Source organism: Pseudomonas sp. PDM24 (assembly GCF_019218905.1).
Classification (GTDB): Bacteria; Pseudomonadota; Gammaproteobacteria; order Pseudomonadales; family Pseudomonadaceae; genus Aquipseudomonas.
The window spans coordinates 1416259-1436315 of the sequence record NZ_JAHUWR010000001.1 but is presented as its reverse complement, the minus strand read 5'-3'; the positions used below and the strand labels follow the sequence as shown (position 1 = coordinate 1436315).

The following is a 20057-nucleotide window of genomic DNA, read 5'->3' as shown; positions in this document are numbered from 1 at the left end:
TGTTTTTATTGAGTAAGGAGAGGTGTGTATGAATATCAAGACTCTGGGTTTGCCCTTGGCGGTAGCGGCCTTTCTGGCCCTGGCCGGTTGCTCGACGCCAACGGTTGTTACCCTGCAGAACGGCACTCAGTACTTGACCAAGGACATGCCGAATACCAAGACCGAAGACGGCTTCTTTGAGTTTGAAGATATTTCCGGGGCGAAGGTGAAAGTCCGGGCCGATGACGTGGCCACGGTTCGCAAGGAAGACTGACACAGAACCTGTAGGAGCGAGGCTTGCCCGCGAAGAATGCACCGCGGTTTTTCAGGTATTACGCGTCATCGTTCTTCGCGGGCAAGCCTCGCTCCTACAGCGCTTGTGCAATCGCCTTTCCGACCTCCTGGGTCGAGCCCTTCCCGCCCAGATCCGGTGTGATCGGCCCCTCGGCAATCACCCGTTCAATCGCCTGCAGAATCCCGTCGTGCGCGGCGCGATAACGCTCATCGCCATTGCCCAGAAAATCCAGCATCAACGCACCGGACCAGATCATGGCGATCGGGTTGGCGATATTGCGCCCGTAGATGTCCGGGGCCGAGCCATGTACCGGCTCGAACAGCGACGGAAAACGCCGCTCGGGATCGAGGTTGGCCGACGGTGCAATGCCGATGGTGCCGGCGCAGGCAGGTCCCAGGTCGGACAGGATGTCGCCGAACAGGTTCGATGCCACCACCACATCGAACCGGTCCGGTTGCAGCACAAAACGCGCGCACAGGATGTCGATGTGTTGCTTGTCCCAGGTGATGTCCGGGTACTGCGCGGCCATCAACGCCGTGCGTTCGTCCCAATACGGCATGCTGATGGAAATCCCGTTGGACTTGGTCGCCGCCGTCAGGCGCTTGCGCGGTCGAGTTTGGGCCAGGTCGAAGGCGAACTTGAGAATCCGGTCCACGCCACGCCGGGTGAACACCGACTCTTGCAGCACGAATTCATGCTCGGTGCCTTCGAACATCTTGCCGCCGACCGATGAATACTCGCCCTCGGTGTTCTCGCGGATCACCACGAAATCGATGTCGCCCGGTTTGCGCCCGGCCAACGGGCACGGCACACCGGGAAACAAACGCACCGGGCGAATGTTCACGTACTGGTCGAAGTCGCGACGAAACTTCAGCAGCGAGCCCCACAGGGAAATGTGATCCGGCACTTTGTCCGGCCAGCCCACGGCACCGAAGTAGATGGCGTCAAAGCCCTTGAGTTGCTCGAACCAGTCGTCAGGCATCATCTGCCCGTGTTCCAGGTAATAATCGCAGTGGGCCCAGTCGAGCACTTCGATGCTCAAATCGAGTTGCCACTTTTTCGCGGCGTACTCCAGTACCCGCAATCCTTCCGGCAGAACTTCCTTGCCAATACCATCGCCGGCAATTGCGGCGATTCTGAATGGTTTACTCATTAATCATGCCTCGCAAAATGGCTGTTTGCCGGGTTACAGCCCGCCGATATGGAAGGCTTTGACTTCAAGGTATTCGTCCAGGCCGTACTTGCTGCCTTCACGGCCAAGGCCCGACTGCTTGATGCCGCCGAACGGCGCGACTTCCATGGAAATGATCCCGGTGTTGAGGCCGACCATGCCGAACTCCAGCGCCTCGCCGAACCGCCATGAACGGCGCAAGTCCTGGGTGAAATAGTAGGCGCCCAGGCCATAGGGCGTGGCATTGGCTAACGCGAGCGCTTCGGCTTCATCGGTGAAACGCATCAACGGCGCCACCGGCCCGAAGGTTTCTTCGTTAGCCAGCAACATGCCGGCATGGGTGTCGCCGAGGACGGTCGGTTGGACAAACTGACTGTCGCCCTCGGGAATGCCGCCGCAGAGCAAACGCGCGCCCTGGCTCAGGGCATCGTCGATGTGCCGGGCGACCTTGCTCACCGCTGCCGGGTTGATCAGCGGGCCGATGGTCACGTCGGCGTCCAGGCCATTGCCGACCTTGAGCTTGCCCACCTCTTCCACCAATCGCTGGGCGAAGCGCTCGTAGATGCCGTCCTGCACCAGAATGCGGTTGGCGCAGACGCAGGTCTGGCCGGCGTTGCGAAACTTGCTGAGCATGATGCCCGCGACTGCCTGCTCCAGATCGGCGTCGTCGAACACAATGAACGGCGCGTTACCGCCCAGTTCCAGGCTCAAGCGTTTGATGTGTTCAGCGCTCTGGCGCATCAGCAGCCGACCGACAGCGGTGGAACCGGTGAAGGAAATCTTGCGCACCGTCGGGTTGCCGGTCAGTTCTTCGCCGATGCCAGCAGGCATCCCGGTCAACACATTGAACACCCCGGCCGGAATGCCGACGCGCTCGGCGAGTACCGCCAGGGCCAGGGCCGACAGCGGGGTCAGGTCCGAGGGTTTGACGATGATCGGGCAACCGGCGGCCAGGGCCGGCGCACACTTGCGGGTGATCATCGCATTGGGGAAATTCCACGGGGTGATCGCGGCGCACACGCCCACCGGTTGTTTGAGCGTCAGCAGGCGCCGGTCGCCACTGGGGGCCGGCATGGTTTCGCCGTAAACCCGACGGGCCTCTTCGGCGAACCACTTGACGAAGCCAGCGCCATAACGGATTTCGCCCTTGGCTTCATTCAGCGGTTTGCCCTGCTCGCAGGTCATGATCAAGGCGAGGTCGTCGAGGTTGTCGATCATCGCCTGATACCAGCGCTCCAGCAGCGCCGCACGTTCCGCCGCCGGGCGTACGCGCCATGCAGGCCAGGCGCGTTCGGCGGCTTCGATCGCACTTCGGGTTTGCGCACCTTGCATGGCCGGGACTCGGGCGAGCAATTGGCCGGTGGCCGGGTCGATGACGTCCAGGGTCGCGGCGTTATCGGCGCCGATCCACTGCCCGTCCACATAAGCGAGTTCTGCCAGAAGGCTGGGGTCTTTCAAACGATTCTTGAGCATGGTCGAGTCCTGATCCGAGACATTTCCAGTCTAGGGAGATGCCACGGATGAGGATGCTGAAAGCGTCTGATGGGCAGTGTTGGATGCTGAAATTTGCGGTGGGACGGCAGGCTCTACCGAGGGGGTTCATGACCTTTCAGACAAACACAAAACCCTGTGGGAGCGGGCTTGCTCGCGAAGGCGTCCTTCCAGTCAATATAGATGTCGCCTGACACGACGCCTTCGCGAGCAAGCCCGCTCCCACATTTGATCTCCATTTGCTACAAGACCTGATTACAGTTTCAAGGAACCGAGCAGGCCATCCAAAAACCGCTCCCCAGCCTCCATCTGGCTGAACTCGATGAACTCGTCCGGCTTGTGCGCCTGTTCGATCGAACCCGGGCCGCAAACCACCACGGGCACATCCAGACGCTGCTTGAACAACCCGCCCTCTGTGCCAAACGAGACTTTGGCGGTGCCGGTGTCCGGGGCGGCGAAGTTTTTCAGGAAACGCACCGCTTCGACGCTCGGGTGCGTATCGAGGCCCGGATAAACGTTCAGGGTTTCGATCTCGATGTCCGCCACGCTAGACAGCTTTTTCGCCTCGCGCACGATCACTTCGGCACGCTCGCGCATCTGCTCCAGGAACTGCTCCAGATTGTCCGCCGGCAAGTTACGCACCTCGAAATCCAGGGTGCACAGGTTCGGCACAATGTTCAGCGCCTTGCCGCCGACAATCTGCCCGACATGCAGGGTGCTGTAAGGCACGTCGTAATCCGCATCCTGCGCGCCTTGCGCTTGCAGTTGCTGCTGGCTCTGGCGCAGTGCCGCGATGAAGTCGCAGGCGACGTGAATCGCATTGACCGAACGCGGTGCCAGGGAAGAATGGGCTTCCAACCCACGACAATAAGTGCGGTAAGAACCCTTGCCCTTGTGCCCCAGCACGAACTGCATGTTGGTCGGCTCACCGATCAGGCACAAAAACGGACGCACCGGCGCCAGATGCAGCACGTCGAGCAAACGTCGTACACCCACGCAGCCGGTTTCTTCGTCATGGGACAGGGCGATTTGTAGCGGTCGGCTCAAAGAATGGTTGGCGGCATCGAGCATGGCGTCGATCGCCAAAGCAATAAACCCCTTCATGTCGCAACTGCCACGGCCGTAAATCCGGCCGTCCTGCACCGTCGCCTGAAACGCTGGAAAGGTCCAGGCCTGCCCCGCAGCCGGCACCACGTCGGTGTGCCCGGACAGCAAAATTCCCGGCAATTCCTTGGGACCGGTGCTGGCGAACAGGTTGGCCTTTTTGCCTGTCTCGTCCTTGACGATCAGCGACTCGATGCCTTTGCTCAGCAACAGGTCGCGCACGTACTCGATCAGGGCCATGTTCGACTCCGACGACACGGTGTCGAAGGCCATCAGGCGTTTGAGAATATCCAGTACACGGGGTTTCATGAGGCCCTGCTCCTTTGCTCAGTTGTCCGTTGCTCGGCTGAAGGGGCGAACCGGCGGATGGAGAACGGCTCAATCGAGGTACTCGTGCTGCCGGTGCTGATCAGTTCCGCCATCACGTCGCCGACACCGGGGCCGAGCTGAAAGCCGTGGCCGCAGAAGCCGAACGCGTAGTACAAGCCGTCAACGTTGCCGCTCGGCCCCATCACCGGCAGGGAATCGGGCAGGTAGCCTTCGATGCCGCTCCACACGCGAATGATGTTCAGGTTGCCGACACCCGGCAGCAGGCGACGCATCTGCTCCATCTGATTGAGAATGCTGCGCGGCTCGACATAGGCCCGGCGGTTCAGCATGTCCGGTTTGCTCCGGTAACCGCCGCCGATGATGATGTTGCCGCGCGGGATCTGGCGGAAGTAGATCACTTCCTCGGGAATTTTGGTGTACACGCCGATCACCGTCGGCAAGGTGTAGGGCACCGGTTCGGTCACGGCCATTTGCGGGCCGTGGGTGTCCAGCGGCACCGGTTCGCCGAACTGCGCCGAGAGTTTCTGGCCCCAGGCACCGGCCGTGATCAGCAAGCGCTCGGCGCTGAACTGGCGGCGATCGGTGGTGGTCACCGTGAACTCACCGCCGACCTTCTGCACGTCGGCGACTTCGGTCTGTTCTTCGATCCGCGCTCCGAGGCGGCGTGCCGCCCGGGCAAATGCCGGAGCGGCCAGGCGCGGGTTAGCGTGGCCATCGTGGGGCGCATAAGAGCCGCCCTTCACATCCGGCCCGAGGAATGGGAAACGCTCGTGCAGCTCAGCGCCGCGATAGATCTTCAAGTCCAGCTGCGCCGCTTCGGGCGCCGCCGCGTAGGCTTCAAGCTCAGGGATTTCGTCTTCGCGGTAACACACGCGCATGTGCCCGCTGGCGATGAATTCGAGGTCGTCGTCGATCAATTCCGGCAGGCGTTTCCACAACGCCCAGGAACGGTTAGCCAATTCCAGTTGCCCGAGGAATCGTCCCTGGCGCCGAACGTTGCCGAAGTTCACCCCGCTGGCGTACTGACCGATCTGGTCGCGTTCCAGCAGAATCACCGACTGCCCGCGTTGACGCAGGAAAAACGCCGCTGCCGAGCCCATCAGGCCGCCGCCGACAATTACGACATCGGCTTTGTGTAGCGTCATGGCGACACCTCCTCGGTGAGCATCGAAAGGGGTTTGACCGGCGCTTGGCCGCGTTGCCGACCGACCTGTTGCACGCTGACGCCCGCGGCGGCGGCAATCACTTCGGCCCCGGCCTGGGAGCAATAACGGCCCTGGCAACGGCCCATGCCGACCCGACTGAAGGCCTTGGCCCGATTGACTTCACAGGCGCCCTTCTCGCTCACGGTGCGGCGCAACTCGCCGGCGCTGATCATCTCGCAGCGGCAGACGATGGCTGAATCCGGTAGCGCTTTGGCTTGCGCCGCTGGCCAGGGAAACGCCTGGGCCAGGCCGAGGCGAAACTCATCCATCACCGCCAGCGCATGCCGTTGTTCGTCGCGCAATCCGATGTTTACCGGTTGCTGCAGATCCTCCAACAACGCCATCGCCACCAGTCGCCCGGCGTGCTCGGCGGCATCGGCGCCACGAATCTTCGAACCATCACCGGCGGCATACACACCGCTGACCGAGGTCCGGCCCGCTTCATCGACGGCCAGCCACCATTGGCTGGAGGCCTCGTCGAAGCGCATGCGGCAACCGGCCAGGTCGGCCAATTGGGTTTCCGGGCGCAAGTGATAACCCAGGGCCACGGCATCGCAATCGATCGTCAGGGTTTCGCCTTTCGCCGTGCTGATCCGCACACCACTGACCCCGTTGGCGGCATCGCCCAGTACTTGCAGGGGGGTGATCCCCAAGTGCACCGGGATCTTCGCCCGGTACAGCTGCGCGAGCAGTTTCATCCCGGTAAACAGCAACCCCGGCCGCGCCAACAACTTGGGCAAGGCGCCGATGCGCTTGCTGATTGGCGAGGTATCGAGCACCGCCGCAACCGTGGCGCCTGCTTTGACGTATTGGCTGGCAACCAGATACAGCAGCGGCCCGCTGCCCATGAACACCACGCGATGGCCGATGGACACCGCCTGGGATTTCAGTGCGATCTGCGCCCCGCCGAGGCTGTAAGTGCCCGCCAACTGCCAACCTTCAATCGGCATCAAGCGGTCGGTGGCGCCGGTGCACAGGATCAGTTCGTCGTAATCCACTGTCGAATGCTTGCCCTGGCTGACGCAGCACAATTGCCCCGGCGTCAGGTTCCACACAAGGGTGTCTGGGCGGTAGTCGATCTGCTCACGCAAACGGTCGAAGCTCTGATGCAAATCCTTGGCCTTGGCGGCTTCGGTGCCATACAAGGTGACGTAATCCCGGGTAAACCCTTCGGGTTGGCGACGGTAGATCTGCCCGCCATCCCGGCGATTCTCGTCGATCAGGATCGGTTTGAGGCCTGCCGCCAACAGCGTCTCGGCACAGCGAATGCCGGCCGGCCCGGCGCCTACGATAACGACCCGATGAGTGCTCAGCCGTGCAGTGGCCATATCGCCTCCGGTTGTGTGGTGACGATGTCCAGCCCTTCGCGGACTTCATTGGAGCAGGCACGCAGGCGTTCGCCGCTGCGGGTCCAGACCCAGCAATCCTGGCAGGCGCCCATCAGGCAGAATCCGGCGCGACGGCCCGAATCGAATTCCGATTGGCGCAGCGCGTTACCTTGGGTCAGCAACGCGACCATTAGCGTATCGCCCCGCAATGCCTCGATGGGCGAACCGTCCACCGTCAGTTTGACGCTCGGCCGACCCTGCTCGGCCAGCCTCACAAAACGCCCGTTCATGCATAGGCTCCCAGGCTCATGGTGGATAAACCCTGCTGAGTTTTCAGCAACTCGGCACCGTCGTGATGACAAAGAATTTCGCTACCGCCGTCGATGATCCGCCGGTTCGGCGCGGTGCGATTGCACAGGCCGTCGACCCGAACCGGGCAGCGACTGAGGAAGGTGCACAGCTCTGGCACATTGGCCTTGGCGCCGATCGGCGGCAGTGTGCCGCAAGTGGTGCCGCAGTTTTCCAGCCAGCCCTGTCGCAGTTCCGGCACCGAATGGATCAACAGGTCTGTGTAGGGGTGGAACGGTGCCTGGGCGAAAGACTGCCGAGTGCCGGCCTGGACCTTGTGGCCGCTGTACATCACCACAATGTCGTCGCACAGCGCCCGCACCGTGGAGATGTCATGGCTGATGAACAGATACGACACGCCCAGTTGCTGACGCAGGTCGCGCAGCAGTTCGAGAATCGCCGCGCCGACCACGGTATCCAGCGCCGAGGTCACTTCATCGCAAAGGATCAGGTCCGGTTTCGCCGCCAGGGCCCGCGCCAGGTTGACCCGTTGTTTTTGCCCCCCGGAGAGTTCATTCGGACGTCGTTCCGCCATGGCTCGCGGCAGGCGCACTAGGTCCAATAGTTCGCCAATCCGCTCGCGCAGTGCGGCGCCCTTGAGGCCGAAGTACATTTTCAGCGGACGACTCAGAATGGTGCCAACACTGTGCATTGGGTTGAGCGCGGTGTCGGCGTTCTGGAACACCATCTGAATCCGTCGGAATTGCTCGTCAGTACGCTCGGACAAACTGCCGCCCAATGGCTGGCCATCGAACGTCAGGCCGCCCAATGCGGGCGTCAGCAACCCGGCCACCACCCGCGCCAGGGTCGACTTGCCAGAACCCGACTCACCGATCACGCCGATGGCCTGGCCCCGGCGCACAGTCAGGTCGATGTCTTCCAGCACGCGGATTGCCGGCATGCCTTGCATATTCTTGTTGCCATAGCCGGCGGTCAGCCCCTGGATGGTCAGCAGCGGCGTTTCTTCGGCGATGCCGCAAGGCGGGCGAATTGTCGTGTCCGGGCGGGCCGCCAGCAGCAGGCTGCGGGTGTATTCATGGGCCGGGGCTTTGAGCAACGGCGCGGTGGCGCTCTGCTCGAAGATCTGACCGCCGTTGAGCACCACAATCTGATCGGCCATTTGCGCTACGACCGCCAAGTCATGGGACACATAGACCGCCGTCGCGCCACGCTCGCGGACCACGCGCTTGAAGGCGCGCAGCACGTCGATCTGGGTGGTCACGTCGAGGGCAGTGGTTGGCTCGTCGAGCACCACCAGCAATGGATCGCTGATCAGCGCCATGGCCGCCATCACCCGTTGCAACTGCCCGCCGGACACCTGATGCGGATAACGCTGACCGATGTGATCAGGGTCCGGCAGGGCCAGGTCGCGGAACAACTCGATGGCTTTGGCTTCCAGCACGGCCCGGCTGCCCAAACCGTGAATCAAGGCGCCCTCCACCACTTGGTCGATAAGCTTTTTCGCCGGGTTGAACGCGGCGGCGGCACTCTGGGCGATATAGGACACCCGGTTGCCGCGCAGGCCTTGCAGCTCGCTTTCGCTCAACGCCAGCATGTCGTGTTCGCCGACCTGCACCACGCCGCCCGCCAATCGGCAGCCGCGCCGGGCATAGCCGAGCAGCGCCAGGGCAATGGTGGTCTTGCCGGAGCCGGACTCACCGATCAGCGCCAGCACTTCACCTTTGGCCAGGGAGAAACTCACGCCCTTGACGATTTCCACCTCGCCGCGCTCACCATAGGCGACCACGCGCAGGTCTTCGACTCGAATCAAATCACTCATCTCAATGACCTCCCGTACGTCGACTACGCCGTGACGAGAGTCGGTCGATGAACAGATTCACGCCAATGGTCAGGGTGCCGATGGCCAGCGCCGGAATCACAATGGCCGGTGCGCCCTGATTGAGGCCGCCGATGTTCTCGCGTACCAATGAACCAAGGTCGGCATCCGGTGGTTGCACACCCAGGCCAAGGAAGCTCATGCCACTGAGCAACAGCACGATGAAACCGAAACGCAGCCCCAGATCGGTCAGCACCGGGTTGAGCATGTTCGGCAGGATTTCCACGCAAGCGATATATAGCCGGCGTTCGCCGCGGGTACGGGCCACTTGCACGTACTCCAGCGCTTCGATATTCACCGCCATGCTGCGGGCAATGCGGAACGCACCCGGAGTGAAACTCAGCACCGCGGTGCAGACCAGCAACAGCACCGAGGAGCCGAAAGCCGAGACCATGATCAGCGCCAGCATCTTGCTCGGGATGGAAATAAAGGCGTCCATCAAACGGCTGATCACCTCGTCCAGCCATTTCGGCGAGACCACCGACAGCAACGCGCATCCGGTACCCAGTGTGCTGGCCAGCACCGCTGAAACCAGCGCCAGGCCCACGGTGAACCGCGCACCGACGAGAATGCGGCTGAGCATGTCGCGGCCCAGGTAATCGGTGCCCAGCGGGTAGGCGGCACTGAGGCTGTCGAAGACGTTGTCGGAGATCACTTCGCCTACCGGGTGCGGCGCCAGCCAAGGGCCGAAGATGGCCACCAGCAACCAGATCACACACATCGCAGCGCCGACCAGACCGAGCCACGACGGCCCATGGGAGACCTTGCCCAGCGCCAGTTCGGGGCCGGCAGGCGCCGATTTCGCAATGAGATCGTTCATTGGTTTCTCAGCCTCGGATTGGAAAGAATCGCGCACAGGTCGGCAATCAGCACCAACCCCAGGTACGCCGTACAAAACAGCATGGTGCAGGCCTGAACCAGCGCCATGTCGCGGTTGGTCACCGCATCGACCATCAAGCTGGCGATGCCGGGATAGTTGAAGATCGTCTCGACGATCACCACCCCGCCCAGCAGGTAGGACAGGCTCAGGGCGATGGCATTGGCAATCGGCCCGATGGCGTTGGGCAAGGCATGGCGCAGTACGATTCGCATCGGGCTCACGCCTTTGAGCCGGGCCATTTCCACGTAGGCGCTGTCGAGTTGATCGATCACCGCCGCCCGGGTCATGCGCGCCATTTGCGCAACAATCACGCAGCACAGCGTCATCACCGGCAAGGCGTAGGTGCGCAGAAATTGCAGCGGTGAGGTGATGTCGCTGGCATAGGACAACGCCGACAGCCAGCCCAGGTTCACCGCAAAGATCAGCACCGCCAGGGTCGCCACCAGAAACTCCGGCACCGCGACCAGGGCCAGGGTGACAAAGCTGAGGAAGCTGTCGATGCGCCCGCCCCGGCCCATGGCCGAACCGATGCCGAGGATCAGCGCCACCGGCACCGACACCAGCGCCGTGACGGCCGCCAGCATCAGTGTGTTGGGCACCCGCCCGGCCATCAGCTCGCTGACCGGCATGGCATTGGACACCGACTGCCCCATGTCACCACTGAGCAGGTTCATCAACCAATGCAGGTAACGCACCACACCGGGTTGATCCAGCCCCAGCTTCAGGCGCAAGGCCGCCACCTGTTCCGGCGTGGCGAATTGCCCGAGTGCCTGTTGCGCCGCGTCCCCCGGCAGTACCGCCGTAATGGCGAAAACCACCATGGACACGATCAACAAGGTCACGACCGCCGCGCCCAGGCGCCGGCCGATCAACCACAGTGTGTTGCTATTCATCGCCCTACCCTCATGCAATAGCCCCGCTTACACCCGTGTGTGGCCGATCAGGCATCCAGCCAGACCTGCTCGGCGAACATGTAGCCCATGAAACCGCCGAGGGGGTTGCTGCCGTAGCCCTTGATGCGCTGGTCGACGCCGTCGATGTTGCTGATGAACACCGGCACGCCGATGCCGCTGTGTTCATGCACCAGGGTCTGCATGTCGGCGTACATCTTGCTGCGCTTGGCGTCGTCGGTTTCACCGCGGGCGAGCATCAGCAACTGGTCGAACTGCTCGTTCTTCCAGCCCGACTCGTTCCATGGCGCGCTGGACTGGAAGAACTGCGAGAACATCACGTCGGCGTTCGGCCGCGGGTTGATGTTGCCGAAGCTCAGCGGGTGCTTCATCCAGTGGTTGGACCAGTAGCCATCGCTGGGCAGGCGGTTGACGTCGAGCTTGAGCCCGGCCTGCTTCGCCGATTGCTGCAACAGCACGGCGATGTCCACCGAACCGGTCGCGGCGGGCGATGCCACCAGCGGCATGCTGATGCTTTCCATGCCAGCCTTCTTGAGCAGGAATTTGGCTTTTTCCGGGTCGTAGACCCGCTGCGGCAGGTCGGCGTTGTAATAGCGCGAACCAGGGGAAATCGGATGGTCGTTACCGACCACGGCAAAGCCACGGAACACCGCGGATTTGACCTGTTCACGGTCTAGCAGGTACTTCATGGCCTGAGTGAATTCGGCGCTTTTACCCGGCATCTGGTCCTGACGGATGATCAAGTCGGTGTAGTTGCCCGACGGCGCATCGACGACCCGGTGTTTGGCGCTGGCCTTGATCCGCGTGGTCGAGCGCGGGTTGACCTCGTTGATCATGTGCACGTCGCCCGACAGCAGCGCGTTGACCCGTGACGGTTCGTCGGCAATGGCGATGAATTCGATCTCGTCCAGGTACGGCAGGCCCGGTTTCCAGTAGCCGGTGTTACGCGCGGCAATCGAGCGCACGCCCGGTTTGAATTCCTTGACCTTGAATGGGCCCGTGCCGATTCCCTGGTTGAAGTCGGTGGTGCCTTCGGGAACGATCAACAAGTGCGACACCGCGAGGATCGACGGCAGTTCGGCGTTCGGCGCGCTCAGGCGGATCTGCACTTCGTGGGTGCCGGTGGCCTTGATCTCTTCGAACTGCGCCATCAGCGGCATGACCTTGGAACCGGTCAGTGGGTCCTTGTGGCGCGACAGCGAGTACACCACGTCGGCGGCGCTCAGGGTCTTGCCGTTGTGGAAGGTCACATCCTTGCGCAGGGTGATGATCCACAGCGTCGCGTCGGTGTTGTCGATGCGCTCGGCCAGTTCCAGTTGCGGCACCAGGTGGCTGTCGAAACGGGTCAGGCCGTTGTAGAACATGAAGTGGCGCACGTAGTCGGTGGACAGCGCGCCCTTGGCCGGGTCCAGGGTATCGGCGGTGGAGCTGGACATGCCGGCGACGCGAATCCGCCCGCCCGGCTTGCCTTTGCCCGGGGTCGCCGCTTCTTCGGCGAAGAGCTTGCCGGCGGCGCCGAACAGGCTACCGGCGCCAGCTGCGGCGACACCCACCACGCCGAGCATCTGCAAGGCGTTGCGGCGCGACATGCCGCGATTGAGGCCTTCGAACACCCGCAGGCTTTCCTGGCCGGAAATCAGTGTCGAGTCGATTTTGTTGTCAGTCATATCAGTTGTACCTGTCGAAAAAATGAGGCTCGAGTGCTCGCGGTTAACCGGAGCGTCCTGGAAACGCAAACGACGGTGACGCCACAACATCAACTCAATGCAAATAGTCCTGGAAGCGGTAATAAGCGCCCACGAATGGCAAGAACCACGGCTTGCCGAAATGCCCGGGAATCGCCGGCCAGTCGAGTTCGCGCCAGGGGTTGGCCTCGACCTTGCCGGCCATCACCTCGGCCATCACCTGGCCCATGTGCACCGACATCTGTACGCCATGGCCGCTGTAGCCCATGGAGTGATAAACCCCGCCGTGCTGACCGGCCCGAGGCAAGCGGTCGGACGTCATGTCCACCAGTCCGCCCCAGCAGTAATCGATCTTGACGTTGGCCAACTGCGGGAACATCTGCACCATCGCCGCTTGCAGCACCTTGCCGCTCTTGGCGTCGGACACGCTGTCGGACATCGCAAACCGTGCTCGCCCGCCGAACAGCAAGCGGTTGTCGGGGGTCAGGCGAAAGTAGTTACCGATCATGCGGCTGGTGACATAGGCGCGCCGACCGGGCAGCAGCTGATCGATCAGGAACTGTGGCAACACTTCAGTGGCAATCACGAAACTGCCGACCGGCACGATCCGCCGCCGATACCAGCCCAGGCCGCCGTGCTGACAGGCACCGGTCGCCAGCAATACTTGTCCGGCGTGCAGCGAACCCTTAGCGGTGTTGACCCGATAGCCGCCGGCCTGGGCTTTCCAGTCCGTTACTGGCGTGCCTTGATGGATCAACGCGCCATGACGCGCCGCCGCCTCGGCCAGCCCCACACCGAAGCGCCCGACGTGCATCTGCACGCCGTTGCGCTGCAGCAAGCCGCCGTGGAACTGTGCCGAATTCACTTCAGCACGGGTTTGCTCGGCAGACAGCAACTCAACCTCGGCATCGACTTCCCGGCGAATCAGTTCGCAGGTACGCGCCAGGCCTTCGTAGTGCATCGGCTTGGCCGCCAGTTTGAGCTTGCCCTTGCGCTTGAGGTCGCAGGTGATCTGCTCCTGCTCCACCAGCGACACCACGCTCTGCACTGCGCTTTCATAGGCCTGGTAATAAGCGCGGGCCTTGTCGGCACCGAGGCTGGCGCTCAGCCCGGCGTAGTCCTGCGCAACGCCGGTATTGCACTGGCCGCCGTTGCGCCCGGAGGCTTCGCCGATCACCCTTCCGGCTTCCAGCACCACCACACTGGCGCCCTTTAGCGCCAATGCCCGAGCCGCCGCCAGGCCGGTGAAACCACCACCGACGATGGCCACGTCGACCTGCCCGGGCAACGCACCGGGCTGAGCACCGGTAAACGCCGGTGCAGTGTCGAGCCAGTAGGATTCACTGCCCATGTCTAACCCGCCTATGCCAAATGAAGAATGCCGTTACCGTTCGACTCAGAGACCGACCAGCGCCGCCAGCCCACCGATGTCGGTGATCTGCTGGTAGCCGTAGAAGGCATTGGCCGGGACTTCGTGGCCACGGGCGACGAAGGCTTTGTTCTTGATCTTCATGTCGTGGGCCGGCATCAGGTCGTAACGGAAACTCGAAGACACATGCAAGATGTCTTCCGGGCCGCAGTTGAGGTTGTCGAGCATGAACTCGAATGCGGCCAGACGCGGCTTGTAGGCTTGGGCCTGTTCGGCGGTGAAGACTTTGTGAAACGGCGCGCCGAGTTTGTCGACGTTGGACATGATCTGGCTGTCGCTGGCGTTGGAGAAAATCACCAGAGGAATCTTGTCAGCGATTTTCGACAGGCCGGCCGGCACGTCCGGGTGTGGGCCCCAGGTCGGCACGGCGTCGTAATACAGCTGACCTTCGTCACGGTATTCGATGCCCCAACGTTTGCAGACTCGTGCCAGTGCGGTCTTGAGGATTTCGTCATACGGCATCCAGTCCCCCATCACTTGATCCAGACGATAGGCGGAGAAATCCTTGACGAACTGATCCATCTGCTCTGGCACCACGCGATCGGCGAACAGTTCGCGAGTCATCGTGCCCATGTGGAAATTGGTCAGCGTACCGTAGCAGTCGAACGTAATGAATTTGGGGCGAAGAAAGCTCATTGAGTGCGGTCCTGAAGTTCGTTGAGGTCATGGCGCGACAGGCATTCGCTGCGTCTCGGGAGCGGCGATGCAACGCTGCAGCACACGGTCATTACAACACCGTGAAACCAGCAGATGGCGTTAAAAGCGACCTCTGCTTGATACAAACCACCGTTTTAGCCACCCCCCTCAGCAGACTTTGCGGCTCGCTCCAGCCTTGGGCAAACCCCGTATTTGTGCGCGTTTATGGACCTTGATGGCCGCGCAAGGCTCAACAGCGCCCGCATTCACGGCAGAACCTGCGCCGGGCGGAACGAAAACGGGCGCGTCCGTCAGGAAGCGCCCGTTTGTCGATGATTCGAAATTTGATAATGCGAAACCTGTGGGAGCGGGCTTGCTCGCGAAGACGGCGGCACAGTCGATATTGATGTCACCTGACCCACCGCTTTCGCGAGCAAGCCCGCTCCCACAGGGATTGCGTATCGCCCTACTGCACGATATCGATCAGCACACTCTTGAAACGCAAATTCGCTTCGAACGCTTCGCGCCCAAGATCCTTGCCGATGCCGGAGCGTTTGTAGCCGCCGGTTGGCAGGATGTAGTCGTTGCTGCGCCCGTAACGATTGACCCACACCGTGCCCGCTTCCAGACGCCGGACCAGCCGCAACGCACGATTGATGTCAGCGGTGTGCACCCCCGCCGCCAGGCCGTAGGTGGCGTGTGCGGCCAGGCTCAATGCCTGCTCTTCATCATCGAACGCCTGCACCGTCAGCACCGGGCCGAAGATCTCTTCGCAAACCGCCGGGTTCTGGTTGTCCAGACCCGCCAGCAAGGTCGGCTGGTAATAAGCCCCACCCAGCCCTTCGAACAACCCGCCGCCGGTCAACACCTCGGCCCCGGCCTGACGCGAACGCTGGACGATGCCGTCAATACGGCTGGCCTGCAACCGGGAAATGATCGGCGACAGCGTGCTCTCGGAAGACCAGGTCGGCCCCGGGCGCAGCTCTTCGAAATACGTCTGCAAGTGCGCAATGAACGGTTCCATGATCGAACGTTCAATCAACAACCGCGAACCGGATACGCACACTTGCCCGGCGTTGCCGGTAATGGCCAGCGCCACGGTGCGCGCGGTTTTCGCGATGTCCGGCACGTCGGCGAACACCAGTTGTGGGCTCTTGCCGCCCAGCTCCAGCGTCACCGGTTTCGGCCCCACCAGCGCGCAGGTGGACATGATGCTCGACCCGGTCGCCGTGGACCCGGTGAAGGTCACCTTGCCCACCCGCGGATGCCGGCACAAAGCGTCGCCGGTGATGCGGCCATCGCCCTGCACCACGTTGAAAATCCCCGCGGGGATACCCGCCTGCACCGCCAGTTCGGCGAAGCGCAGGCTGGAGAACGGCGTCAGCTCCGACGGCTTGAGCACCACGGCATTGCCTGCGGCCAGCGCCGGGGCGACTTTCCAGGAGGCCATGCTCAACGGGAAATTCCACGGCGCGATGGCGGCAATCACGCCGTATGGTTCGGCGATCTGCATGCCCAGCCGATCAGTCTGGGTGGCCGCGACATGGCCGCCGTGTTTGTCCGCCAGTTCGGCAAAAAAACGAATGCCTTCCGCCACATAAGGAATATCCCAGGCGATCACATCTTTATGCGGACGAGTCGAACCCACCGCTTCCAACGGCGCCAGGACGGCGGCATCGGCTTCGATCAGATCGGCCCAACGGCGCATGACTCGCGCCCGTTCCCGAGGTGGACGGCTGGCCCAGTCGCTGCGATTAAACGCCTGCCAGGCATCATTGACCGCCTCATCTACCAGGTCGGCATCGGCGATCGGCAACTGGGCATAGGCCTGGCCGTCCGAAGGCCGGACCACTTCCAGTCCCGGTCGGGCATCGCGGTATTGACCGGCAATAAAGTGAGCGCTGCGCACAGCGATAAGGCGAGGATCGAAGCTATCCATGGAGCACTCCAAAAAGGGACGGCGAGTCGTGAACTCAGGCCTCCATCGTAGAAAAAAAGCCCAAGCATTTGCTGCCGACCTTATGGGGCAATTAAGTAGTAAGTGTGGTCTGTACGCCTTCGACGTGAGGAATCTGCCGAATCTATCCGGCCCCCTTGCCAGGCCTTCACGCAGATGGGATACAGGCACCCTAAACCGGTTGATCGCGCACACTGAAAACGGAGACTCGCCATGTCCGCCTCGCACCCTTCCGCTTATGTCTATCGGCCGATGACTGCCGCCGATCTGCCTTCGGCCCACGCCTTGTCCGTGCAGTTGAAGTGGCCCCATCGCCTGGAAGACTGGGCGATGTTGCAGCGGGTCAGCGAAGGCTTCGTGGTGCTCGATGGCGAGCGATTGATCGGCAGCGCGTTCGCCTGTCCGCAAGGCAAATACGCGACCATCGGCCTGGTGATCGTCAGCGATGACTATCAGGGCAAGGGCATCGGTCGCCGGTTGATGGAGCTTGCGCTTGAGGCTTGCCAGTCATGCACGCCGATGCTCAATGCCACCCTCGCCGGCGCACCGCTTTACGCCAGTCAGGGTTTTGTCGAATTCGGCCGGGTTCAGCAGCATCAAGGCCAGGCGCAAGCACCCGCGCTTGAAGCGCTGGCGGACGGTGAAGAATGTCGCCCGCTGCGCGCGGCTGATCAGGTTCGTCAACTGGAACTGGCCAACGCTGGCAGTGGGCTCGACCGCCAAGCGGTGCTTACGGATCTGTTTGATGTGGTCGAGCATTCGGTGGGCATCGAACGCAACGGTCAGTTGCGAGCCTTCGCCCTGTTGCGCCCCTTCGGCCGCGGTCGTTGTATCGGTCCGGTCATCGCCGAAACCCCCGAGCAGGCCAAACGCATGATCGCCGTGTTGTTGGCTGAGGTGCCGGACGCCTTCGTACGGATCGACATTCCAGCGGACAGTGGCTTGGGCGAATGGCTGGAGCTGGCCGGCCTCAAACAGGTCGACACCGTGGCACAAATGGCACTCGGTACACCGCCGCAAGCGGTCAGCGGCGTTCGCCAATTTGCCCTCGTCACCCAAGCCATTGGTTGACTCCGGCGCGCGATGAAACAAGCGCCATCCAACACCTTCTCCCCCCCATTTGCAGGGAGCGTCACCCGCATGTCTCAACCTACCGTTCTGCTGTTGGCTCGCGCCGACGGCAGCCGTATTTCTACGCCTTTCAAAACAGCACCCTTGAGCTCCATCGATCCGTTCATGGACGGTCGCCAGGTCGCCTACACCGGGCCCGACGGCGTATCGGCGGGCATTGTTCACACCAGCAAAACCCTCGATATCGATGACTTTCCGCACACCGAAGTGATCGTGGTCCACGCCGGGCAAGTCGTGCTGCAATCCCGGGAGCAGACGCTGGAACTGGGGATCGGTGCCAGCGCCGTGATCGGTCGCGGTACGGCGCTCAAGCTTCAGGCACAACCCGATACCTGCTGGGCCTTCTGCGCCGTCACCAGCCCCACCGCCAAACCGACGCCGGGGCTGACCGCACTCGACCCATTGGCAATGCTGTCACCTTCGGCAGCCCCGGAACCGCAAATACTGATCGGTCCTACGCCGCAGTGCCGCTCCCGCAATGCCTTCGAAGACGACGCCACTGATCTGCGCGTCGGTGTCTGGGATTCGACGCCGTACACTCGCCATGGCCGAGCGCACAAACTCAACGAGCTGATGCACCTGCTCGAAGGCAGCGTGACCTTGCAGGCGCCGGATGGAACCCGCGTAACCGTCAACCCCGGCGATACCGTGTTCGTACCGCAAGGCGCGCCATGCGCCTGGAGCAGTGCGCGGTACGTGCGCAAGGTTTATGCCGTCAAATAGCGCTTACTAGTAGCTCTCGTAGGTGCAGAACCTGTGGGAGCGGGCTTGCTCGCGAAGGCGGACTTACATTCAACACGGATACTGAATGTTATGGCCTCTTCGCGAGCAAGCTCGCTCCCACATTGGATCTGTGGCGTTCGCAAAAAACGGGCTCACAGCAAATCCTTTGTGGGAGGCTCATGAGCTCGGCAGCGGCTACAAGGCTGTGCCTCAGAACTTCCCACCCAGCGGATATTCAATCGCCAGACGAATCTGATCGGCATCCAGCTCGGCCTGCGCCGAATTCCCCCGATGGACCGCATGCCGCAGGGTAAACCCAAGGTTTTTCGCCGGTCCCGACTGCACCACGTACTTGGCTTGCAGATCTCGTTCCCAATGTTTGCCGCCCTGCCCGTAACCCAGCCATTTGTAACCACCGCTCGGGTCCATATGACTGCCATCGATGCCGCTGCCGCGCACATACAGTGCGCCAAAGGTCAGGCCGGGAACGCCGTAGCCGGCCATATTCAGATCGTAGCGGGCCTGCCAGGACGCTTCCTCGGGTGCGTTGAAGTCGGACAGCGCCACCGCGTTGCTCAGGTAGATCGCGCCACGGGTCACGTAGTCGTAGGGCGTGTCGCCATCGACCTTTTGGTAACCCAGGCCGAAGCTGTGGGAGCCGACCTTGTAGGTGGAAAGAAAACTCCAGGTGGTGTTGTCGATACGGCCGGACAAGGCTTTGCCGGTGTCTTGGGTTCGATACAGATTGAGGTCGAAGATCAGGTCCTGGCCGGCGGCCAACGGTTGCGTGTACACCGCGCCCAGATAGTGCTGACGCCATGTCTCGTCGTACTCCGCACTGAACAGGCTGGCATTGAGCCCTTTGATCGAGGTGTTACGCACGCCGATCAAATCGAAGCTGTTGCCCTGTTTGCCGTTGGAGTAATTGACCACGAAGCCCTGGTCATGGCTGGTGGCATTACGGTCGGTGCTCTCATTGAAGTGCCCGCCATACAACGTTGTGCCGGGCAGTTCGCGGCTGGTCAGCAGCCAACCGGTGGCGGTCTCGGGCAACAAGCGACTGTCTGATGAACCGAACACCGGGGTTTTCACTCGCTGCTCGCCGTAGCGTAATTCGGTGGAGGAAAAACGCAGCTTGGCCACCGCGCCGCCTCGGCTGAACTCGTCTTTGGGGTGACCTTCGTTGTCGACGCCCAGCAGTCGGGCCTTGCCGGCGCGCCCGCCTCCGCTGTCCAGTTGCCAGCCGGAATACAGGTGCGCGTCCAACCCAAAGCCTACGGTGCCGGTGGTGAAACCCGAGGCCACATCGGCCATCAGACCATAAGCCCATTCCTCCGCCAGATCACTGCGCTGGGCCCTGGGTTTATAGGCATTGCGCGCGCCATTGCTGAGCGAGCCGTGTTCATAATCGCGACGGTCATAGACGCTGCGATTGAGCAGGTTCCATTGGCCGTCCTCTAAAAAACCTTTGGCATTGTTTTGTTCCGAGGCCTGAGCGAGCAGGCTTTGTCCTCCCAAAGCCAAAAGCAGGGCGTGCGTGGTCAATGTCTTCACAGTTTGACTCCTGGAAAATCAGTCGTACGTAGCGGGTCTGCAAGGTGTCCCGCCGAATGGGGG

At 62.1% G+C, this 20057-nt stretch carries 17 protein-coding genes; 3 read left to right on the top strand and 14 right to left on the bottom strand.

What is annotated here, in order from left to right; translation table 11 throughout:
* Positions 1 to 28 precede the first annotated feature (28 nt).
* Positions 29 to 253 carry a YgdI/YgdR family lipoprotein gene (locus KW837_RS06475; RefSeq protein ID WP_007902349.1) on the top strand — a complete coding sequence of 75 codons (225 nt, stop codon included), beginning with the start codon at positions 29 to 31 and terminating at the stop codon, positions 251 to 253.
* 94 nt (positions 254 to 347) lie between these two features.
* Here the strand turns inward: KW837_RS06475 and KW837_RS06470 are convergent, their stop codons facing one another.
* The 13 genes from KW837_RS06470 to KW837_RS06410 all read right to left on the bottom strand — a co-directional run bounded on the left by KW837_RS06470 (position 348) and on the right by KW837_RS06410 (position 16568).
* The gene (locus tag KW837_RS06470; protein WP_218394941.1) at positions 348 to 1427 is read right to left on the bottom strand and encodes a tartrate dehydrogenase; all 1080 of its coding nucleotides are present in this window, start codon (positions 1425 to 1427) and stop codon (positions 348 to 350) included.
* 33 nt (positions 1428 to 1460) lie between these two features.
* Positions 1461 to 2918 carry an NAD-dependent succinate-semialdehyde dehydrogenase gene (locus tag KW837_RS06465; RefSeq protein ID WP_218394940.1) on the bottom strand — a complete coding sequence of 486 codons (1458 nt, stop codon included), beginning with the start codon at positions 2916 to 2918 and terminating at the stop codon, positions 1461 to 1463.
* 273 nt (positions 2919 to 3191) lie between these two features.
* Positions 3192 to 4349 (bottom strand): acetylornithine deacetylase, encoded by a 1158-nt coding sequence (gene argE / locus KW837_RS06460; protein WP_218394939.1) that lies wholly within the window; start codon positions 4347 to 4349, stop codon positions 3192 to 3194.
* Positions 4346 to 5515, bottom strand: a complete 1170-nt coding sequence (locus KW837_RS06455; protein ID WP_218394938.1) for an FAD-binding oxidoreductase — start codon at positions 5513 to 5515, stop codon at positions 4346 to 4348. Before KW837_RS06455 ends, argE begins: the two co-directional genes overlap by 4 nt.
* Positions 5512 to 6903, bottom strand: a complete 1392-nt coding sequence (locus KW837_RS06450) for an NAD(P)/FAD-dependent oxidoreductase (RefSeq protein WP_218394937.1) — start codon at positions 6901 to 6903, stop codon at positions 5512 to 5514. The genes KW837_RS06455 and KW837_RS06450 overlap by 4 nt, the downstream gene beginning before the upstream one ends.
* Positions 6885 to 7193, bottom strand: a complete 309-nt coding sequence (locus KW837_RS06445) for a (2Fe-2S)-binding protein (RefSeq protein WP_218394936.1) — start codon at positions 7191 to 7193, stop codon at positions 6885 to 6887. The genes KW837_RS06450 and KW837_RS06445 overlap by 19 nt, the downstream gene beginning before the upstream one ends.
* Positions 7190 to 9031: an ABC transporter ATP-binding protein gene (locus KW837_RS06440; RefSeq protein WP_218394935.1), complete on the bottom strand. Its 1842-nt coding sequence runs from the start codon at positions 9029 to 9031 to the stop codon at positions 7190 to 7192. The genes KW837_RS06445 and KW837_RS06440 overlap by 4 nt, the downstream gene beginning before the upstream one ends.
* A 1-nt stretch (position 9032) precedes the next feature.
* Positions 9033 to 9908, bottom strand: a complete 876-nt coding sequence (locus KW837_RS06435; protein WP_218394934.1) for an ABC transporter permease — start codon at positions 9906 to 9908, stop codon at positions 9033 to 9035.
* The gene (locus KW837_RS06430; protein WP_218394933.1) at positions 9905 to 10861 is read right to left on the bottom strand and encodes an ABC transporter permease; all 957 of its coding nucleotides are present in this window, start codon (positions 10859 to 10861) and stop codon (positions 9905 to 9907) included. The genes KW837_RS06435 and KW837_RS06430 overlap by 4 nt, the downstream gene beginning before the upstream one ends.
* 47 nt (positions 10862 to 10908) lie before the next feature.
* Positions 10909 to 12546, bottom strand: a complete 1638-nt coding sequence (locus KW837_RS06425) for an ABC transporter substrate-binding protein (protein WP_218394932.1) — start codon at positions 12544 to 12546, stop codon at positions 10909 to 10911.
* Between the two features lie 94 nt (positions 12547 to 12640).
* Positions 12641 to 13915, bottom strand: coding sequence for an FAD-binding oxidoreductase (locus tag KW837_RS06420; RefSeq protein WP_218394931.1), 1275 nt, complete (start codon positions 13913 to 13915; stop codon positions 12641 to 12643).
* Between the two features lie 45 nt (positions 13916 to 13960).
* Positions 13961 to 14629 carry a haloacid dehalogenase type II gene (locus tag KW837_RS06415; protein ID WP_192344685.1) on the bottom strand — a complete coding sequence of 223 codons (669 nt, stop codon included), beginning with the start codon at positions 14627 to 14629 and terminating at the stop codon, positions 13961 to 13963.
* A gap of 466 nt (positions 14630 to 15095) precedes the next feature.
* Entirely contained in the window at positions 15096 to 16568 is a 1473-nt protein-coding gene (locus KW837_RS06410; protein ID WP_192344686.1) for an aldehyde dehydrogenase, read from the bottom strand.
* Positions 16569 to 16799: 231 nt separating this feature from the next.
* On the opposite strand from KW837_RS06410, the gene KW837_RS06405 reads away from it, so the two are divergent.
* Positions 16800 to 17657, top strand: coding sequence for a GNAT family N-acetyltransferase (locus tag KW837_RS06405; protein WP_218394930.1), 858 nt, complete (start codon positions 16800 to 16802; stop codon positions 17655 to 17657).
* 69 nt (positions 17658 to 17726) lie between these two features.
* Positions 17727 to 18440: a cupin domain-containing protein gene (locus tag KW837_RS06400; RefSeq protein ID WP_218394929.1), complete on the top strand. Its 714-nt coding sequence runs from the start codon at positions 17727 to 17729 to the stop codon at positions 18438 to 18440.
* Between the two features lie 210 nt (positions 18441 to 18650).
* On the opposite strand, the gene KW837_RS06395 is transcribed toward KW837_RS06400, so the two are convergent.
* The gene (locus KW837_RS06395; RefSeq protein ID WP_218394928.1) at positions 18651 to 19994 is read right to left on the bottom strand and encodes an OprD family porin; all 1344 of its coding nucleotides are present in this window, start codon (positions 19992 to 19994) and stop codon (positions 18651 to 18653) included.
* Between the last annotated feature and the right edge of the window lie 63 nt (positions 19995 to 20057).